At 62.8% G+C, this 15,356-nt stretch carries 10 protein-coding genes; 4 read left to right on the top strand and 6 right to left on the bottom strand.

Annotated elements, in window-relative coordinates:
* Nucleotides 1-96: 96 nt before the first annotated feature.
* From LUB09_RS22640 to LUB09_RS22650, 3 genes are all read right to left on the bottom strand, one after another.
* The gene (locus LUB09_RS22640) at nucleotides 97-1,266 is read right to left on the bottom strand and encodes a hypothetical protein (RefSeq protein ID WP_209988217.1); all 1,170 of its coding nucleotides are present in this window, start codon (nucleotides 1,264-1,266) and stop codon (nucleotides 97-99) included.
* A gap of 121 nt (nucleotides 1,267-1,387) precedes the next feature.
* Nucleotides 1,388-3,088 carry an acid phosphatase gene (acpA, locus tag LUB09_RS22645; protein WP_231423753.1) on the bottom strand — a complete coding sequence of 567 codons (1,701 nt, stop codon included), beginning with the start codon at nucleotides 3,086-3,088 and terminating at the stop codon, nucleotides 1,388-1,390.
* 137 nt (nucleotides 3,089-3,225) lie between these two features.
* Complete coding sequence (locus tag LUB09_RS22650; RefSeq protein ID WP_209988222.1) at nucleotides 3,226-4,644, bottom strand: short-chain fatty acid transporter; 1,419 nt, start codon at nucleotides 4,642-4,644, stop codon at nucleotides 3,226-3,228.
* A 185-nt stretch (nucleotides 4,645-4,829) separates the two neighbouring features.
* Between LUB09_RS22650 and LUB09_RS22655 the strand changes: the two genes are divergently transcribed.
* Nucleotides 4,830-6,119: an MFS transporter gene (locus tag LUB09_RS22655; protein ID WP_231423754.1), complete on the top strand. Its 1,290-nt coding sequence runs from the start codon at nucleotides 4,830-4,832 to the stop codon at nucleotides 6,117-6,119.
* A 3-nt stretch (nucleotides 6,120-6,122) separates the two neighbouring features.
* Here LUB09_RS22655 and LUB09_RS22660 read toward each other — a convergent pair whose 3' ends face one another.
* Nucleotides 6,123-7,493 carry a GntT/GntP/DsdX family permease gene (locus LUB09_RS22660; RefSeq protein WP_231423755.1) on the bottom strand — a complete coding sequence of 457 codons (1,371 nt, stop codon included), beginning with the start codon at nucleotides 7,491-7,493 and terminating at the stop codon, nucleotides 6,123-6,125.
* A 298-nt stretch (nucleotides 7,494-7,791) separates the two neighbouring features.
* Here LUB09_RS22660 and LUB09_RS22665 point away from each other — a divergent pair, with 298 nt between their 5' ends.
* From LUB09_RS22665 to LUB09_RS22675, 3 genes are read left to right on the top strand one after another with little or no spacing between them, the layout of a single operon-like run.
* On the top strand, nucleotides 7,792-9,012 hold the full coding sequence (locus LUB09_RS22665) for a TolC family protein (protein ID WP_209988242.1): 1,221 nt from the start codon (nucleotides 7,792-7,794) through the stop codon (nucleotides 9,010-9,012).
* A 17-nt stretch (nucleotides 9,013-9,029) separates the two neighbouring features.
* Nucleotides 9,030-10,142, top strand: a complete 1,113-nt coding sequence (locus tag LUB09_RS22670) for an efflux RND transporter periplasmic adaptor subunit (protein ID WP_231423756.1) — start codon at nucleotides 9,030-9,032, stop codon at nucleotides 10,140-10,142.
* 18 nt (nucleotides 10,143-10,160) lie between these two features.
* The gene (locus LUB09_RS22675) at nucleotides 10,161-13,316 is read left to right on the top strand and encodes a CusA/CzcA family heavy metal efflux RND transporter (protein ID WP_231423757.1); all 3,156 of its coding nucleotides are present in this window, start codon (nucleotides 10,161-10,163) and stop codon (nucleotides 13,314-13,316) included.
* Here LUB09_RS22675 and LUB09_RS22680 read toward each other — a convergent pair.
* Together LUB09_RS22680 and LUB09_RS22685 are read right to left on the bottom strand one after the other, a co-directional pair.
* On the bottom strand, nucleotides 13,222-14,667 hold the full coding sequence (locus tag LUB09_RS22680) for a heavy metal sensor histidine kinase (RefSeq protein ID WP_209988251.1): 1,446 nt from the start codon (nucleotides 14,665-14,667) through the stop codon (nucleotides 13,222-13,224). The two genes, LUB09_RS22675 and LUB09_RS22680, sit on opposite strands and share 95 nt — an antisense overlap.
* Entirely contained in the window at nucleotides 14,664-15,338 is a 675-nt protein-coding gene (locus LUB09_RS22685; protein ID WP_209988254.1) for a heavy metal response regulator transcription factor, read from the bottom strand. The genes LUB09_RS22680 and LUB09_RS22685 overlap by 4 nt, the downstream gene beginning before the upstream one ends.
* Nucleotides 15,339-15,356: the final 18 nt, after the last annotated feature.

The raw sequence follows: 15,356 nt of genomic DNA on the forward strand, positions 1-15,356 counted from the left end.
CTTGCAGCGAATGGGCCCGGCTCAAGGTTCGCCGATGGGCTGGCTGATATCTACTGTCAAATTTGACAGTAGATATCAGCCAGCCCTGTGTGCTCTCTACAGGCTGGGCGCAGGCAGGAGAGTCGCTGGCGCGGGGTTCTTCAGCTGTTTCAACTGCGCCTTGATCGGTGCAGTGGCGCATTTGGCATTTGCCTGTTCCGGGGTCAGCGAGCGTACCGAGGTGTAGAACAATTCGCAGGTCTGTTCCTTGCGCGTCACTTGCCAAGTGGTGTTGCACGCCTGGAGCAACACATTGGGGTCACTGGCCGGCTTGCGGCCCATGCCGGCTTGCCAGCAGGCCGCGCTCAAATCCTGCCCCATCACCTTCAGGCCGGCCTCGTCGGCTTTCTGCTCGTTACCGCCATAGCTTGCCGGGTCCGCCGCGTACCAGATGTAACTGGGGTGGTTGGCGCCCAGTACCGATACGCTTTTGCCGGCCACCGGGCTGATCTGCGCCAGGCCCATTACGTCAACGGTCTGCCCGTATTGCTGCTTGATCCAGCTGCGCACCGGCGCGCCGAAGGCCACCATGGGCAGCGCACCGTCGGGCCGCAGGCTCAGTTCACTGACCATGCGTGTCTGGTAGTCGGTGAAATAGCCGTAGACGTTTTCAAGGTCCTTGCCCGCATTGGACGGTGCGGCAATCGGGGCGATATCGATGATGGTCTGGTAGGCCGGGGTTTCGCTGGCCGGCACGCCGTTGTCGGTGAGCAGGGCGGCCCAGCGGTCGGTGGTGGCCGATTCCAGGTAGTCCTGGAAGTGGGTCAACGAATAATCCGGCGGAAAGTGCAACAGCTCGACGCTTTTGCGGTTTTCCAGGGCCATGCCCAGCGGCAGGAACAGGTACCAGTTGTAGGCCCATTTACCGTCGCTGTTCAGCTTGCTGGCGCCCTGATAGGCCAGATCGGCGGTGTTGAGCAATTGGGTGAGAGGCTGGCCGTAGGTATCCGGTACCCCGCTGAATGTGGCGGTCAGTTGGTCGCCGTCGGTTTTGACACTTACCTTGGCGCGACTGTAGCCGTCACGTTGCAGGCTCTGGTTGAGGTAGTGCTCGGCAGTCTGTTCCAGCGTCCACGGCTTGAAGCAGATCACGTTGCAGTTATTGGGGAAGGCGAATAATTGCGTGACGCGCTGGGTGTTCCCCAGCGGTACGTTGATGTCGGCCTGTACGACCGCACTGGCCAGCAGTGCGATCAGGGTGCAGGACAGCCTGGTCTGTTTAAACATAGTCGATTCCTTGTCAGCGAAAGCCCGTCTGCGCGGGTGAAAAGCCCACCTGCACACAGTAGCGGCTGGCCAGGAAAATCGCGTGCTAAATCGCTGCCGGTGTCGCTATTGGATAAGCGCCTTAGAGGTCGAAGCGCAATGCATTGCTCAGATCCCCCATCGGCTTCTGGCCCCGGGCACTCATTGCGTCATCGCGCTGCTTGAGGCCGTCCAGTGTTTCCAGTTGGAATACCCGCGTGATCAGCCGCAGGATCGAGGCCGTGTCGTACACCGTATGGTCGACCATGCCCTTGCGCGCAAACGGCGACACCACCAGCGCCGGCACCCGCGTGCCGGGGCCCCAGCGGTCGCCCTTGGGCGGCGCCACGTGGTCCCACCAGCCGCCGTTTTCATCGACAGTTACCACCACCACCATGTTTTTCCATTGCGGGCTTTCCTGCAGCACCTTCAAGGCACGGGCGATATGACGGTCGCCCGAGGCCACGTCGGCATAACCGGCGTGCATGTTGAGGTTGCCCTGGGGCTTGTAGAAGGTCACGGCAGGCAGCTTGCCCGCCTCGGCATCGGCAAAGAATTTATTGGTGCTGGACTCATCGCCCAGGCCGCCGTCGCGCAGGCGCTTGTCGCGTTCGGCGCGATTTTCCGGCCCCTGTTGCTTGAAGTAGTTGAAGGGCTGGTGGTGATACTGGAAGTTCGGGATTTTCGGGATACCGCCCGAGTCCTTGAACTGATCCAGGGTCGCCTGCCACGCGCCGGCGTACCAGGCCCAGTAGACGTTCTTCTTCGACAGCTTGTCACCAATGTGCTCGTGGGTTTGCGGCACCAGCACATTGGGCAGGTCGGGCTTGGAGTAGTCCGGGTTCTGCGGGTCGCGGATCCAGGTTGGCCAATACGGCGGGGCCAGGGTGTTTACGCCGTAGCCGTCCGGGGTCAGGGCGCTGGGGCCGAACTGCGGCGGGCCGGTCATGGCGCTGGCCGGGGATGCATCCAGCGGTTTGAGGCGCGGGTCGGCAGGGTCATCGCTCTGCAACGTGGCGATCTGTGCCTTGGCCACCGATTGGGCAGCGTTCGGATAAAACGGCGCGGTGGCGCTGATCAGGTATTGATGGTTGAGGAACGAGCCACCAAACGCGCCCTGGAAGAAGTTATCGCAGAGCACGAACTCCTTGGCCACGTCCCACAGACGCAGGGCATAACGGCTCTGGGCGTAATGGCCCATCACCAGGCCGCCTGAGTCGGCCCAGGCGACAAAACCGTCGTTCTTGCCGCCGTTGATCTGCATCTGGTTTTGGTAGAACACGTGCCACAGGTCGCGGGTGACCAGGCTCAAAGGCAGGTCCGCGCCATTCGGGCCCTTGAGGGCGAAGGGTGCGTTGGGCAGGTTCTCCTGGAATTGCACTTCGCTGGGATAGGTCACGCCGTCCACGCTTTGCGGGCCGACCTGCAACACACCGCCCCAGATCGGCGGCAGGCTGTTCAACACACTGCCGTCGCGGTCGAGCTGCCGGGTCTGGGCAGCGGACAGTGCGGACAGCGGTTTCTCCACGCCGGGGAAATCCGCAAACAGGTTATTGAAACTGCGGTTTTCGGCGTAGATCACCACCACGGTCTTCACCTGGTCGCGCAATGCCTTGTCCAATTCCTGTGGCGTGAGCGGTCGATCCGCCGGTTTGCCCGGCGCTTCGCTGGTATTGCCGCAGGCACTCAAGGTCGCGCCCACCCCCAGCACCGCCGCGCCTCCCAGGAAACGTCGCCGGCTGGTATCTACCGGCGGTTGTGCAACGGAATCGGGGGAAGGGCGGTCTTCGTGCTCGTCACTCATTGCGGGAGTCCCTGGCGATATGTTGCAAGATATTTCGCAGGACGGTAGCAATGCAATGTGACGGAACGAAGACAGCTGCTGGCTCCTGGCTCCTGGCTCCAAGCTTGAAGCTAAAAACTTGCAACTTATAACTGCTCCTATGGCATCACCGGCGGCACATACGCCAATGTCGTCCCCAGCGCCCACAGCAAAAACAGCACCAGCGGCGTGTGCACCAGCAACTGCACAAACGAAAAACCGATCAAGTCCCGTGCCTTCAGGCCCAGCACCCCCAGCAGCGGCAGCATGTAGAACGGGTTGATCAGGTTCGGCAGCGCTTCGGCCGCGTTGTAGATCTGCACCGCCCAGCCCAGGTGGTATTGCAGGTCATTGGCCACTTGCATCACGTACGGCGCTTCAATGATCCACTTGCCGCCGCCCGACGGGATAAAGAAACCCAGCACCGCCGAATACACGCCCATCAATAGCGCGTAGGTGTCGTGGGACGCGATGGAGGTGAAGAACAGCGAGATATGGTGCGCCAGGGTCTGACCGTCGCCACCCTTGACCAGCGTCATCAGCGCCGCGATCGAGCCGTACAGCGGAAACTGGATCAACACGCCGGTGGTGGTCGGCACGGCGCGGGCCACTGCATCCAGGAAGCTGCGCGGGCGCCAGTGCAACAGCGCACCGACCATGATGAATAGGAAGTTATAGGTATTGAGCCCCGAGATCGCGCTGATTGCAGGCTTGGTCGAGAACTCGTGGAACAGCCAACCGGCCGCCAGCAGCGCCAGCAGGATGGTCAGCAGCGGACTGTGTTCCAGCCATTCGCCGGGGCGGGTCGGCGCCTGGACCTTGGGCAGGTTGAACGCCGGGTCGACGCCGCAGGCCTTGGCATCGCGTGCGCTGTTCGGGCCGGGCGCGGTGGCGTAGGCGATGATCAGCGACACCACGATCAGCGCCAGCAGCAGCACGCCCGATTGCCACAGAAAAATGGTCTCGGTGAACGGGATCATTCCGGTGATCGCCAGAATCGACGGCGGCAGACTGCCCGGGTTGGCCTGCAACTGCGCGGCCGACGACGACAGCCCCAGCGCCCAGACCGCACCAAGCCCCAGATAAGCCGCAGCACCGGCCGCGCGGTAGTCCATGCGCAAATCCGTGCGCCGGGCCAATGCCCGCACCAGCAAACCGCCGAACACCAGGGACAGGCCCCAGTTGAGCAACGACGCGACCATGGAAATCAAGGCCACCCAGGCTACGGCCGAGCGGCCGTTTTTGGGAATGCGCGCCAGGCGGTCGATCAGCTTGACCGCCGGCGGCGAACTGGCGACCACATAACCGCCGATCACCACGAAGGCCATCTGCATGGTGAACGGAATCAGGCTCCAGAACCCATCGCCAAAGGCCTTCGCGGCGTCGGTCGGCGCGGCGCCCATGCCTAGGGTCGCGACGGTGACGACAATCACTGCAAGCGCGGCAAACACCCAGGAGTCCGGAAACCAGCGTTCGGCGAAGTTGGAACAGCGCAGGGCAAAACGGGCATAGCGGCTTTCTTCAATGGCATCGGCCATGGGGGCTTCCTCTTGTAGTTATTATGGCGGCGGCAGCTTTCCGGCATGTTGCTCCACGGCCATTGATTTGGGAATGCAGTTATCTTCATCGATCAATGAGCAAAACAAATGTATCTGTCGTGATTGCCATGATCCGGTTCAGCTCCTAACCTGCACGCCATTTTGTCTGTCTGCCGAGCTTGCACATGACTGCCACCTTTCCTGCACAGGCGCAGCGTTTTTCCCGCTCCGATTACAAAACCCTGGGCCTGGCCGCTCTGGGCGGGGCCCTGGAAATCTACGACTTCATCATCTTCGTGTTTTTCGCGCTGACCCTCAGCCAGTTGTTCTTCCCGCCGGAAATGCCTGAGTGGCTGCGCCTGCTGCAGAGCTTCGGCATCTTCGTCACTGGCTACCTCGCGCGCCCGTTGGGCGGCATCCTGATGGCGCACTTTGCCGATCATCTGGGGCGCAAGCGCGTGTTCAGTCTGAGCATCCTGATGATGGCCTTACCCTGTCTGCTGATCGGGATCATGCCCACCTACGCGCAAATCGGCTATTTCGCACCGCTGATTCTGCTGGCACTGCGCGTGCTGCAAGGCGCGGCCGTGGGCGGTGAAGTGCCCAGTGCCTGGACCTTCGTCGCCGAGCATGCGCCGCCTGCTCATCGCGGCTATGCCCTGGGTTTCCTGCAGGCCGGCCTGACCTTCGGCTACCTGCTCGGCGCGCTCACCGCGACGCTGCTGGCGCAGGTCTTCACGCCGGCAGAAATCCTCGATTACGCCTGGCGTTTGCCCTTTTTGCTTGGCGGCGTCTTCGGCGTGATCGGTGTGTGGTTGCGCCGCTGGCTCAACGAAACCCCGGTGTTCCTCGACATGCAGGCGCGCCGCCAGGCCGCTGCCGAGCTGCCGCTGCGCACCGTGCTGCGCGAGCACCGCGCCGTGTTGCTGCCGGCGATGATCCTCACTTGCGTACTCACCTCGGCGGTGGTGGTGCTGGTGGTCATCACGCCAACGATGATGCAGAAAACCTTCGGCATGAGCCCCGGCCACACGTTCGCCCTCAGCGCGCTGGGCATCGTGTTTCTGAACATCGGCTGCGTATTGGCGGGCCTGCTGGTCGACCGCATCGGCGCCTGGCGTGCGGTGCTGGTGTACAGCCTGTTGCTGCCGGCGGGAATCGCGATTTTGTACACCAGCCTGATCAACGGCGGCCTCTGGCTCGGTGCGGCGTATGCGTTGGCGGGCCTGTGCTGCGGCGTGGTGGGCGCGGTGCCTTCGGTGATGGTCGGGCTGTTTCCGGCGCCGGTGCGGGTGTCGGGGATTTCCTTCACCTACAACATCGCCTATGCACTGTGGGCGAGTACCACGCCGCTGTTGCTGATCGCGCTGATGCCGACCAGCCCGTGGGTGTGCGTGGGGTATGGCGTGGTGATGGGGGCTGTAGGCGTGGCGAGTGTGGCGTTGTTTGGCAAGCGCCACACGCTGGCGGGCTGAGGCTCAGGTCAAAAAGTGCCAAAGCACCAACGTACCGACCAACCCCACCACCGAAACAATCGTCTGCAGTACCGACCACACCCAGATCGTCTGCTTTAACTGCAAGCCGAAATACTCGCGCACCATCCAGAAGCCAGCGTCGTTGACGTGGCAGAAGAACACCGAGCCTGCGCCAATCGCCAGCGCTACCAGTGAGCTTTGTGTGGCCGCCAGTCCCGCCATCATCGGCGCGAGGATGCCGGCCGTGGTAGTGGTCGCGACCGTCGCCGAACCGGTGGCCTGACGCAGCGCTACGGCGATCAGCCACGCCAGCAGCAGATAGGGCATGTGCGCGCCTTCGGCGACCTTGCTGATGGTCTGGCTCACGCCCGCGTCGAGCAGGGTCTGCTTGAGGCCGCCACCGGCGCCGATGGTCAGCAACAGCACCGCGATGGGGGCGATGGCTTTGCGCAAGGTGTTGCCGACGTCGGCGCGAGGCATGCCGGCGGCCCAGCCCAGGCAGATCACCGCGGCGATTACCGCCAGGGCGAGGGCGATCAGCGGCTCGCCGAGGAACTTCAACGTCAGGCCCAGGCTACTTTCCGTCGGCAGGGCGACTTTGGCCAGCGTGCTGCCCAGCATCAGAATCACCGGCAACAGAATGATCAGCAACGACACTGCAAAGCCGGGTTGGCGCGGTGCCTTGGGCGGTGCGCTGAACAACGCGCCGATGTCGGCCGGTGCATCCACGTGCAGGCGCCTGGACAGCCAGTTGCCATAGATCGGACCGGCAAATATCACCGCAGGCACGGCCAGGCAAAAACCCAGCAACATGGTCAGGCCCAGGTCGGCGTGCAGCGCACCCACTGCGATCAGCGGTCCCGGATGCGGTGGCATCAGGGCGTGCAGGGTGGTCATGCCGGCCAGGGCCGGAATGGCGATTTTCAGCAGCGGCTGGTTCGAGCGTTTGGCCATCACCAAGATGATCGGCACCATCATCACCAGGCCCACTTCGAAGAACAGCGGCAAGCCGATCACCATCGCCACCAGCGCCATCACCCACGGCAGTGACTTGCCTTTGCCCAGCCCGAGCAGGGTGGTGGCGATACGGTCGGCCGCGCCGGATTCGGCCATCAACGCGCCGAGCATCGCGCCCAGCGCAATGATGATCCCGGCCTCGCCAAGAATCGCCCCGGCGCCTTTGCTGAAGGCCTTGGCAACCTCCTCCGGCGGCAGGCCGGCGCCGACGCCGGCGATAAAGGTGCCGATCAGAATCGACAGGAACGGCGGCAGCCTGGTCGCGCTGATCAGCACGATAATGCTGGCGATGGCGAGCAGGACGCAGAGCATGAGGCGTGTGTCGTGGAACATCCACGCGGCAGTCGATAACTCCAAAACGGGACTCCTTGGCGAACGGCTTGGCTGATATGTTTCTTTATGTTTCTGATGGCGAGCATACCTTATAAGGGGGCCGCTATCGGTTTCCGGGTGTGGCCGCGCGAACAGTTGATATTTCCCACGTCACCTTGCAGGTCGAAAGCACGTGGCCCATTACGATGAACATGACTACGTGTATGCCCGACCGCTTGCCTGTCAGGTTTGTAATCCTGCCTCCACCCCCCTGATAAGTCGCGATAGCTACATTGCCCTCGCTGGGAACCCTCAGCGACTTCATGGGCGTGGAACTGTCGTTATGTACATTACCGTTGGAACATTGTTGGGGGCTGCGGCGTTGTGGATAACCGCAAGTGTTGCCCAGGCGCAAACCCTCACCCTCGATGCAGCGCTGCAGACCGCCTTTGCCAACAATCCGGATCTGGCAGCTGCGCAATGGGAAATCGATATCGCCCGCGGCGGTCGCCAGCAGGCCGGGTTGATCCCCAATCCGGTTGCCTCCTGGGACGTCGAAGACACGCGCCGTAATGCCCGTACCACCACCGTCAAGCTCAGCCAGACCCTTGAACTGGGCGGCAAGCGCGGTGCGCGGATTGACCTGGCGACCCAGGCCCAGGTCGCTGCGGCGCTGACGTTGGAGCAGCAGCGCAACAGCCTGCGCGCCGATGTGATCGACCGCTACTACGGCGCCCTGCGTGCCCAGGAACGGCTGGATCTGGCGCAACGCTCCCTGGCGCTTGCCGAGCGCGGGCTGGTGATTGCAAACGGCCGGGTTACCGCCGGCAAGTCGTCGCCGGTGGAAGCCACCCGAGCACAGGTGCAATTGTCGGAGATTCGCCTGGAGCTGAATCGTGCGCAGGTCGGCCTCAACGATGCCTACCGCCAACTCGCCGCCAGCACCGGCAGCGCCGCCCCGGACTTCGACGCTGTCGCCGCGCAAAACCGGCCCGTGCCGTCGCTGCCGCCCCGCGCACAACTGCTGGCACGGGTCGAGCAAACTGCGCAATTGCGACTGGCCGAACTGCGTATCCGCGAGGGCGAAGCCAGCGTGACGCTGGAGAAAGCCCAGCGTATTCCCGATCTGGATGTGTCCATTGGCAGCCAGTACGACGCCAGCACGCGCGAGCGCGTAAATCTCGTTGGCGTCTCGATGCCGATCCCCGTGTTCAACCGCAACCAGGGCAACGTGCTCGCCGCCAACCGCCGCGCCGACCAGGCGCGCGACCTGCGCAACGCCGTCGAACTGCGGCTGCGCGCGGAAACCCTTCAGGCCCTGGCCTTGTGGCAAACCGCCAATACCGAAGTGCACACCTTCAACCAACAAATCCTGCCCGCCGCGCAAAGCGCCGTGGACAGCGCGACCCGTGGCTTCGAGATGGGCAAGTTCAACTTCCTCGACGTGCTCGACGCCCAGCGCACCTTGATTGCCGCCCGTACCCAGTACCTGACGGCCACCGCCCAGGCGATCGACGCCTGGGTGCGCCTCGAACGGATATACGGCGATCTCGTCCAGTTTTGATTTTTCAGGAGCAACCCATGAACAAACCACACGGTGTGGCGCTTGCCATCGCCCTGATACTGGCCTGGCCGGTAGCCGGCTTTGCCGATGGCGACGAGGAGGAGGGCACGCTTGAACTCACCGAACAGCAGGTCCAGGCCGCCGGTATTCAGCTTGCCAGGGCCCAGCCCCGCCCGATCAGTACGCTGCTGACACTGCCGGGCGAAGTGCGTTTTGACGAAGACCGTACCTCGCACATTATTCCGCGGGCGGCGGGTGTGGTGGAGTCGGTGAGCGTCAACCTTGGCCAATCGGTGAAGCAGGGGCAGTTGCTGGCGGTGATTGCCAGCCAGCAGATTTCCGATCAACGCAGCGAGCTGGCCGCCAGTGAGCGGCGGGTCGAGCTGGCGCGCATAACCTTCCAGCGCGAACGTCAGTTGTGGCAGGACAAAATCTCTGCCGAGCAGGACTACCTGCTCGCACGCCAGACGTTGGCGGAGGCCGAGATCGCGCGCAATAACGCCCGCCAGAAGATGACCGCCCTCAGCGGCAACGCGGGCTCGGCCGGCGGCAATCGCTATGAACTGCGCGCCCCGTTCGCCGGGGTGGTGGTGGAAAAACATCTGGGTGTCGGCGAAGTGGTCAGTGAGACCAGCAATGCCTTCACCCTCTCGGACCTGTCCCAGGTGTGGGTTACGTTCGGGGTCTTTCCCAAGGACTTGAACAAGGTCCGCGCTGGCAAGCCGGTGATCGTCAGCTCCACGGAAATGGACACTCGGGTGCAAGGCACCGTGGCCTATGTGGGCAACCTGCTGGGCGAACAGACGCGTACCGCCACTGTGCGTGTCAGTGTGCCCAACCCTGACGGCGCGTGGCGCCCGGGCCTGTTTGTGAGCGTGCAATTGGCCACCGACACCACGCAGGCCAGCGTCACCGTGCCACAGGAGGCGATCCAGACGGTCGAGGACAAACCTTCGGTATTCGAGCGTACCCCGAGCGGCTTCATCACCCGCCATGTGGAGCTGGGCATGCGCGAGAACGGCTACGTCGAAGTGCGCCAGGGGCTCGACGCAGGCACGCAGGTGGCCACGGTCGGCAGCTTTATCCTCAAGTCCGAACTGGGCAAAGGTTCGGCCGAACACGGCCATTGATTCCGCGAGTGATTTTTCATGTTTGAGCGCCTTATTCAATTCGCCATCGAGCAGCGCATCATTGTGCTGTTGGCGGTACTGTTGATGGCCGGTGTCGGCATCGCCAGCTATCAGAAATTACCCATCGACGCCGTGCCCGACATCACCAATGTGCAGGTGCAGATCAACTCGGCGGCGGCGGGCTTCTCGCCGCTGGAAACCGAGCAGCGCATCACCTTTCCCATTGAAACCGCCATGGCCGGGTTGCCGGGCCTGCAGCAGACGCGTTCGTTGTCGCGTTCGGGGTTGTCGCAGGTGACGGTGATTTTCAAGGACGGCACCGACCTGTTCTTTGCCCGGCAATTGGTCAACGAGCGTCTGCAAGTGGCCCGCGATCAATTGCCCGAAGGCATCGAGAGCACCATGGGGCCGATTTCCACCGGGCTTGGGGAGATCTTCCTGTGGACCGTGGAGGCCGAGGAGGGCGCCCGCAAGGAGGACGGCACGCCCTACACGCCGACGGACCTGCGCGTGATCCAGGACTGGATCATCAAGCCGCAACTGCGCAACGTGCCGGGCGTGGCGGAGATCAATACGATTGGCGGGTTCGCCAAGGAATACCAGATCGCCCCGGACCCCAAGCGCCTGGCGGCCTACAACCTGACATTGAACGACCTGGTCACGGCGCTGGAGCGCAACAATGCCAACGTCGGCGCCGGCTATATCGAACGCAGTGGCGAGCAGTTGCTGATCCGCGCACCGGGGCAGGTGGCGTCCATCGAGGATATTGCCAATATCGTCATCACCTCGACGGAGGGCACGCCGATTCGCGTGCGCAATGTGGCGCAGGTCGAGATCGGCCGCGAACTGCGCACCGGCGCAGCCACCGAGAACGGCCGCGAAGCGGTGCTGGGCACGGTGTTCATGCTGATCGGCGAGAACAGTCGCAGTGTGTCCCAGGCGGTGGCGAAGAAACTCGAGGAGATCAACCGTTCGCTGCCCGCAGGCGTGGTAGCGGTTACCGTCTACGACCGTACCAACCTTGTCGAAAAAGCCATTGCCACGGTCAAGCGCAACCTCTTCGAAGGGGCGCTGCTGGTGGTCGCGGTGCTGTTTCTGTTTCTGGGCAATATCCGCGCGGCGCTGATCACTGCGATGGTCATTCCGCTGGCGATGCTGTTCACGTTCACCGGCATGTTCACCTACAAAGTCAGCGCCAACCTCATGAGCCTTGGCGCGCTGGATTTCGGCATTATCGTCGACGGCGCAGTGGTGATCGTCGAGAACTCGATCCGCCGCCTGGCCCATGCGCAACATCGACACGGCCGCCTGCTGACCCGCAGCGAGCGCCTGCACGAGGTATTCGCCGCCGCGAAGGAAGCGCGGCGGGCGCTGATCTACGGGCAACTGATCATCATGGTGGTGTACCTGCCGATTTTTGCCCTCACCGGCGTGGCCGGGAAGATGTTCCACCCGATGGCGTTCACTGTGGTCATCGCCCTGTTGGGCGCGATGATCCTGTCGGTGACCTTCGTGCCGGCGGCGATTGCGCTGTTTGTCACCGGCAAGGTCAAGGAAGAGGAAAATCTGGTGATGCGCAGCGCGCGTCGGGTGTACGCGCCAGTGCTGGACTGGGTGATGGCGCGTCGGCCGCTGGTCTTCGCACTGGCGGCGCTGACCATTGTCGGCACCGGTCTGGTGGCCAGCCGGATGGGCAGCGAGTTTATCCCCAGCCTCAGCGAAGGCGATTTCGCCCAGCAGGCCCTGCGCGTGCCCGGCACCAGCCTCACGCAATCGGTGCAGATGCAGCAGCAACTGGAAAAGACCTTGCTGGCACAAGTGCCGGAAATCGAGCGGGTGTTCGCGCGTACGGGCACGGCTGAGATTGCGTCCGACCCGATGCCGCCGAATATTTCCGACAGTTACCTGATGCTCAAGCCAAAGGAGCAATGGCCCGACCCCAATAAATCCCGTGAGGCACTGATCGCCGATATTCAGCGCGCCAGTGAAATAGTGCCGGGCAGCGCGTATGAACTCTCGCAACCGATCCAGCTGCGCTTCAACGAGCTGATCTCAGGCGTGCGCAGCGATGTAGCGGTGAAGGTGTTTGGCGATGACATGGCGGTGCTCAACAGCACCGCCGGCGCGATCGCCGGGACCCTGCGCGGGATTGATGGCGCTTCGGAAGTCAAAGTAGAGCAGACATCCGGCCTGCCGGTGCTGACGATCAATATCGACCGCGAAAAGGCGGCGCGTTTTGGCCTCAATACCGGTGATGTGCAGGACACCATTGCCGTCGCAGTCGGTGGTCGCAAGGCCGGTACGCTGTACGAAGGTGACCGCCGATTTGACATGGTCGTGCGCTTGTCCGACACGCTGCGCACCGATATCGACGGGCTGTCACGCCTGTTGATCCCGGTGCCGGCGTTGGCGGGCAGCCCTTCCGGGCAACTGGGATTTATCGCGTTGTCACAGGTGGCCAGCCTCGACCTGCTACTGGGCCCCAATCAGGTAAGTCGCGAGAACGGCAAGCGCCTGGTAATCGTCAGTGCCAACGTGCGCGGGCGCGATATCGGTTCGTTTGTGGAAGAAGCCGAGGCCGCAATCAGCGGCGAGGTGAAAGTGCCCGCAGGTTACTGGACCTCCTGGGGCGGCCAGTTCGAGCAACTGAAGGAGGCCTCCGAGCGGCTGCGCATCGTGGTGCCGGTGGCATTGCTGCTGGTGTTCGGCCTGTTGTTCATGATGTTCAACAACATCAAGGACGGCTTGCTGGTGTTCACCGGGATTCCGTTTGCGCTGACCGGCGGGATCATGGCCCTGTGGCTGCGCGATATCCCGCTGTCGATCTCGGCGGGCGTGGGGTTTATCGCGTTGTCTGGCGTGGCGGTGCTCAATGGCCTGGTGATGATCGCCTTTATCCGCAATCTGCGCGAAGAAGGGTATTCGCTGGCGCTGGCGATCAACGAAGGTGCGCTGACGCGCCTGCGCCCGGTATTGATGACTGCGCTGGTGGCGTCTCTTGGGTTCATCCCCATGGCCCTGGCCACCGGCACCGGTGCCGAGGTGCAGCGGCCGTTGGCCACGGTGGTGATCGGAGGGATCATTTCATCAACGTTGCTGACATTATTGGTGCTGCCGGCGCTGTATCAGTGGGCGCACCGCAAGGACGAGGAAACACCAGTCGAAACTGCGTAAATCCACTTGGCTGGCTGTGTACGTCGGCCTGCCCCTGGTGCAGGGTCATGATCGACTGCACGATGGCCAGGCCCAGGCCAGTGCCGCCCTCGGTGCGCGCGCGGCTGCTGTCGGCGCGGTAGAAACGCTCGAACACATGCGGCAGGTGATGGGCTTCGATGCCTGCCCCCGCGTTGCTAACCAATACGCAGATGCTGTCGGCGCCTGCTTCTACGCTCAGAGGCACGTACCCACCCTCCGGGCTATGGCGAATTGCGTTGGACAGCAGGTTCGAGAGCGCACGTTGAATCATCAGGCGGTCACCCTGTACCTGGGCATTTCCGCTCAGGGAGAGGCTCAGGTGCTTTTCTTCGGCGCTGAAGGCGAACAGTTCCATTACCCGCTCGGCTTCCTGCGCCAGCGACACCGTGGTGAACGACGCGCGGGCGGACGGATGGCTGACTTGCGCCAGAAACAGCATGTCGTAGACGATGCGTGCCAGGCGCTCCAGCTCTTCCACGCTGGACTCCAGCGCCGCTTTGTAGGCCTCTGGCACTCGCGGGCGCGAGAGGGTTACCTGGGCCTTGCCCATCAGGTTGGTGAGCGGCGCGCGCAATTCGTGGGCAAGGTCGTCGGAAAACTGCGACAGCTGCTGCACCCCCGCGTCCAGCCGGTCGAGCATTACGTTGAACGCCTGCGCCAACTCCGCCAGCTCCTTTGGCAGGTTGTCCACCGCCAGACGATGCGTGAGGTCCTGGGTGGTGACTTTGGCCGCGACGTGGCTGAACTGCTTCAAGGGTGCCAACCCGCGCTGTACCAGCCACCACGCACCCAGGCCGATCAGCACCAGCAGCAACGGCAGCACGAACAGGGTGGAGCGCAGATAGGCACTGAGCAGCGCTTGGTCATCGGCACGGTCTCGCGTCAGCAGCACCCGCACATTTTCGCCGCTGCGCAGGCGCATCAGGCGTGAGGCACCGAGCTGCTGGTTGCCGCGCCCGTCGGCCCATGTCAGGTAGCCGAGGGTTTCACTGGCAGTAAAGTCTGTCATCAAGGGTGCCTGAACCCTGGTGCCAACACTGAGCAACACGTCGGTGGTCGGCAATGGCCCGACGATGGTCAGGTAGAAATTATCGTGGCCCATCACCAGGTCCGGCAGAGGATGGTTGCGCGTTGCAATCTCGCGCGTGTTGAGGTTCATGGTCAGGCTGTGCTGAATCAGTTCCATCTTGTTTTCCAGACTCTTGCGCGCCATTTTTTCCAGTTCGTGATCGAGCACCAGAAAGGCCAGAGTCGCCAGCAGCAGCACCAGACCCGCGCCCATCAGGCTGACCATCAGCCCCAGACGCGTCGACAAGCTGCTGGTTTTCATTGGCGTGCCTCCAGCACATAGCCCACGCCGCGAATGGTATGAATCAGCCTGACCTCGCTCTGGTCATCGACCTTGGCGCGCAGGCGGCTGATGGACACTTCCACCACGTTAGTGTCGCAATCGAAATTCATGTCCCACACCAGGGAAATGATCTGCGTGCGGGTCATCACCTCGCCGGTCTGGCGCATCAATACATGCAGCAGGGCGAACTCCTTGGTGGTCAGGTCGATACGTCGGTTGCCGCGGTACGCTCGATGCCTTCGCGGGTCCAGCTCCAGGTCCGAGACGCGCAGCACCTCCGGCAGCGGGATGTGTTCGCTGCGGCGCAACAAGGTGCGCACACGGGCCAGTAATTCAGGAAATTCAAAGGGCTTGACCAGGTAGTCGTCGGCGCCCATGTCCAGGCCCTTGATCTTGTCTGCCAGACGCCCGCGTGCCGTCAGCATCATCACTCGCTGGTTGCCGTCGCGGCGTAATTGCTCAAGCACGCCCCAACCATCGGTGTTGGGCAAATTGACATCGAGGATCACCAGTTCGTAGCTGTGTTGCCGCGCCAGGTGCAAGCCATCGATGCCGCTGGCGGCGCAGTCGACGACGTAACCGCTTTCGGTCAGGCCTTGCTGCAGGTAGTCGGCGGTTTTCTGCTCGTCCTCAACAACCAGGATGCGCATAGGGATTTTCCTTCAAGA

The organism is Pseudomonas sp. Leaf59, assembly GCF_920984685.1.
Classification (GTDB): Bacteria; Pseudomonadota; Gammaproteobacteria; order Pseudomonadales; family Pseudomonadaceae; genus Aquipseudomonas.

Coding starts and splice junctions, on each gene's coding strand:
- LUB09_RS22640 (WP_209988217.1), bottom strand. CDS start 1,266: ATGTTTAAACAGACCAGGCTGTCCTGCACCCTGATCGCACTGCTGGCC.
- acpA (WP_231423753.1), bottom strand. CDS start 3,088: ATGAGTGACGAGCACGAAGACCGCCCTTCCCCCGATTCCGTTGCACAA.
- LUB09_RS22650 (WP_209988222.1), bottom strand. CDS start 4,644: ATGGCCGATGCCATTGAAGAAAGCCGCTATGCCCGTTTTGCCCTGCGC.
- LUB09_RS22655 (WP_231423754.1), top strand. CDS start 4,830: ATGACTGCCACCTTTCCTGCACAGGCGCAGCGTTTTTCCCGCTCCGAT.
- LUB09_RS22665 (WP_209988242.1), top strand. CDS start 7,792: ATGTACATTACCGTTGGAACATTGTTGGGGGCTGCGGCGTTGTGGATA.
- LUB09_RS22670 (WP_231423756.1), top strand. CDS start 9,030: ATGAACAAACCACACGGTGTGGCGCTTGCCATCGCCCTGATACTGGCC.
- LUB09_RS22675 (WP_231423757.1), top strand. CDS start 10,161: ATGTTTGAGCGCCTTATTCAATTCGCCATCGAGCAGCGCATCATTGTG.
- LUB09_RS22680 (WP_209988251.1), bottom strand. CDS start 14,667: ATGAAAACCAGCAGCTTGTCGACGCGTCTGGGGCTGATGGTCAGCCTG.
- LUB09_RS22685 (WP_209988254.1), bottom strand. CDS start 15,338: ATGCGCATCCTGGTTGTTGAGGACGAGCAGAAAACCGCCGACTACCTG.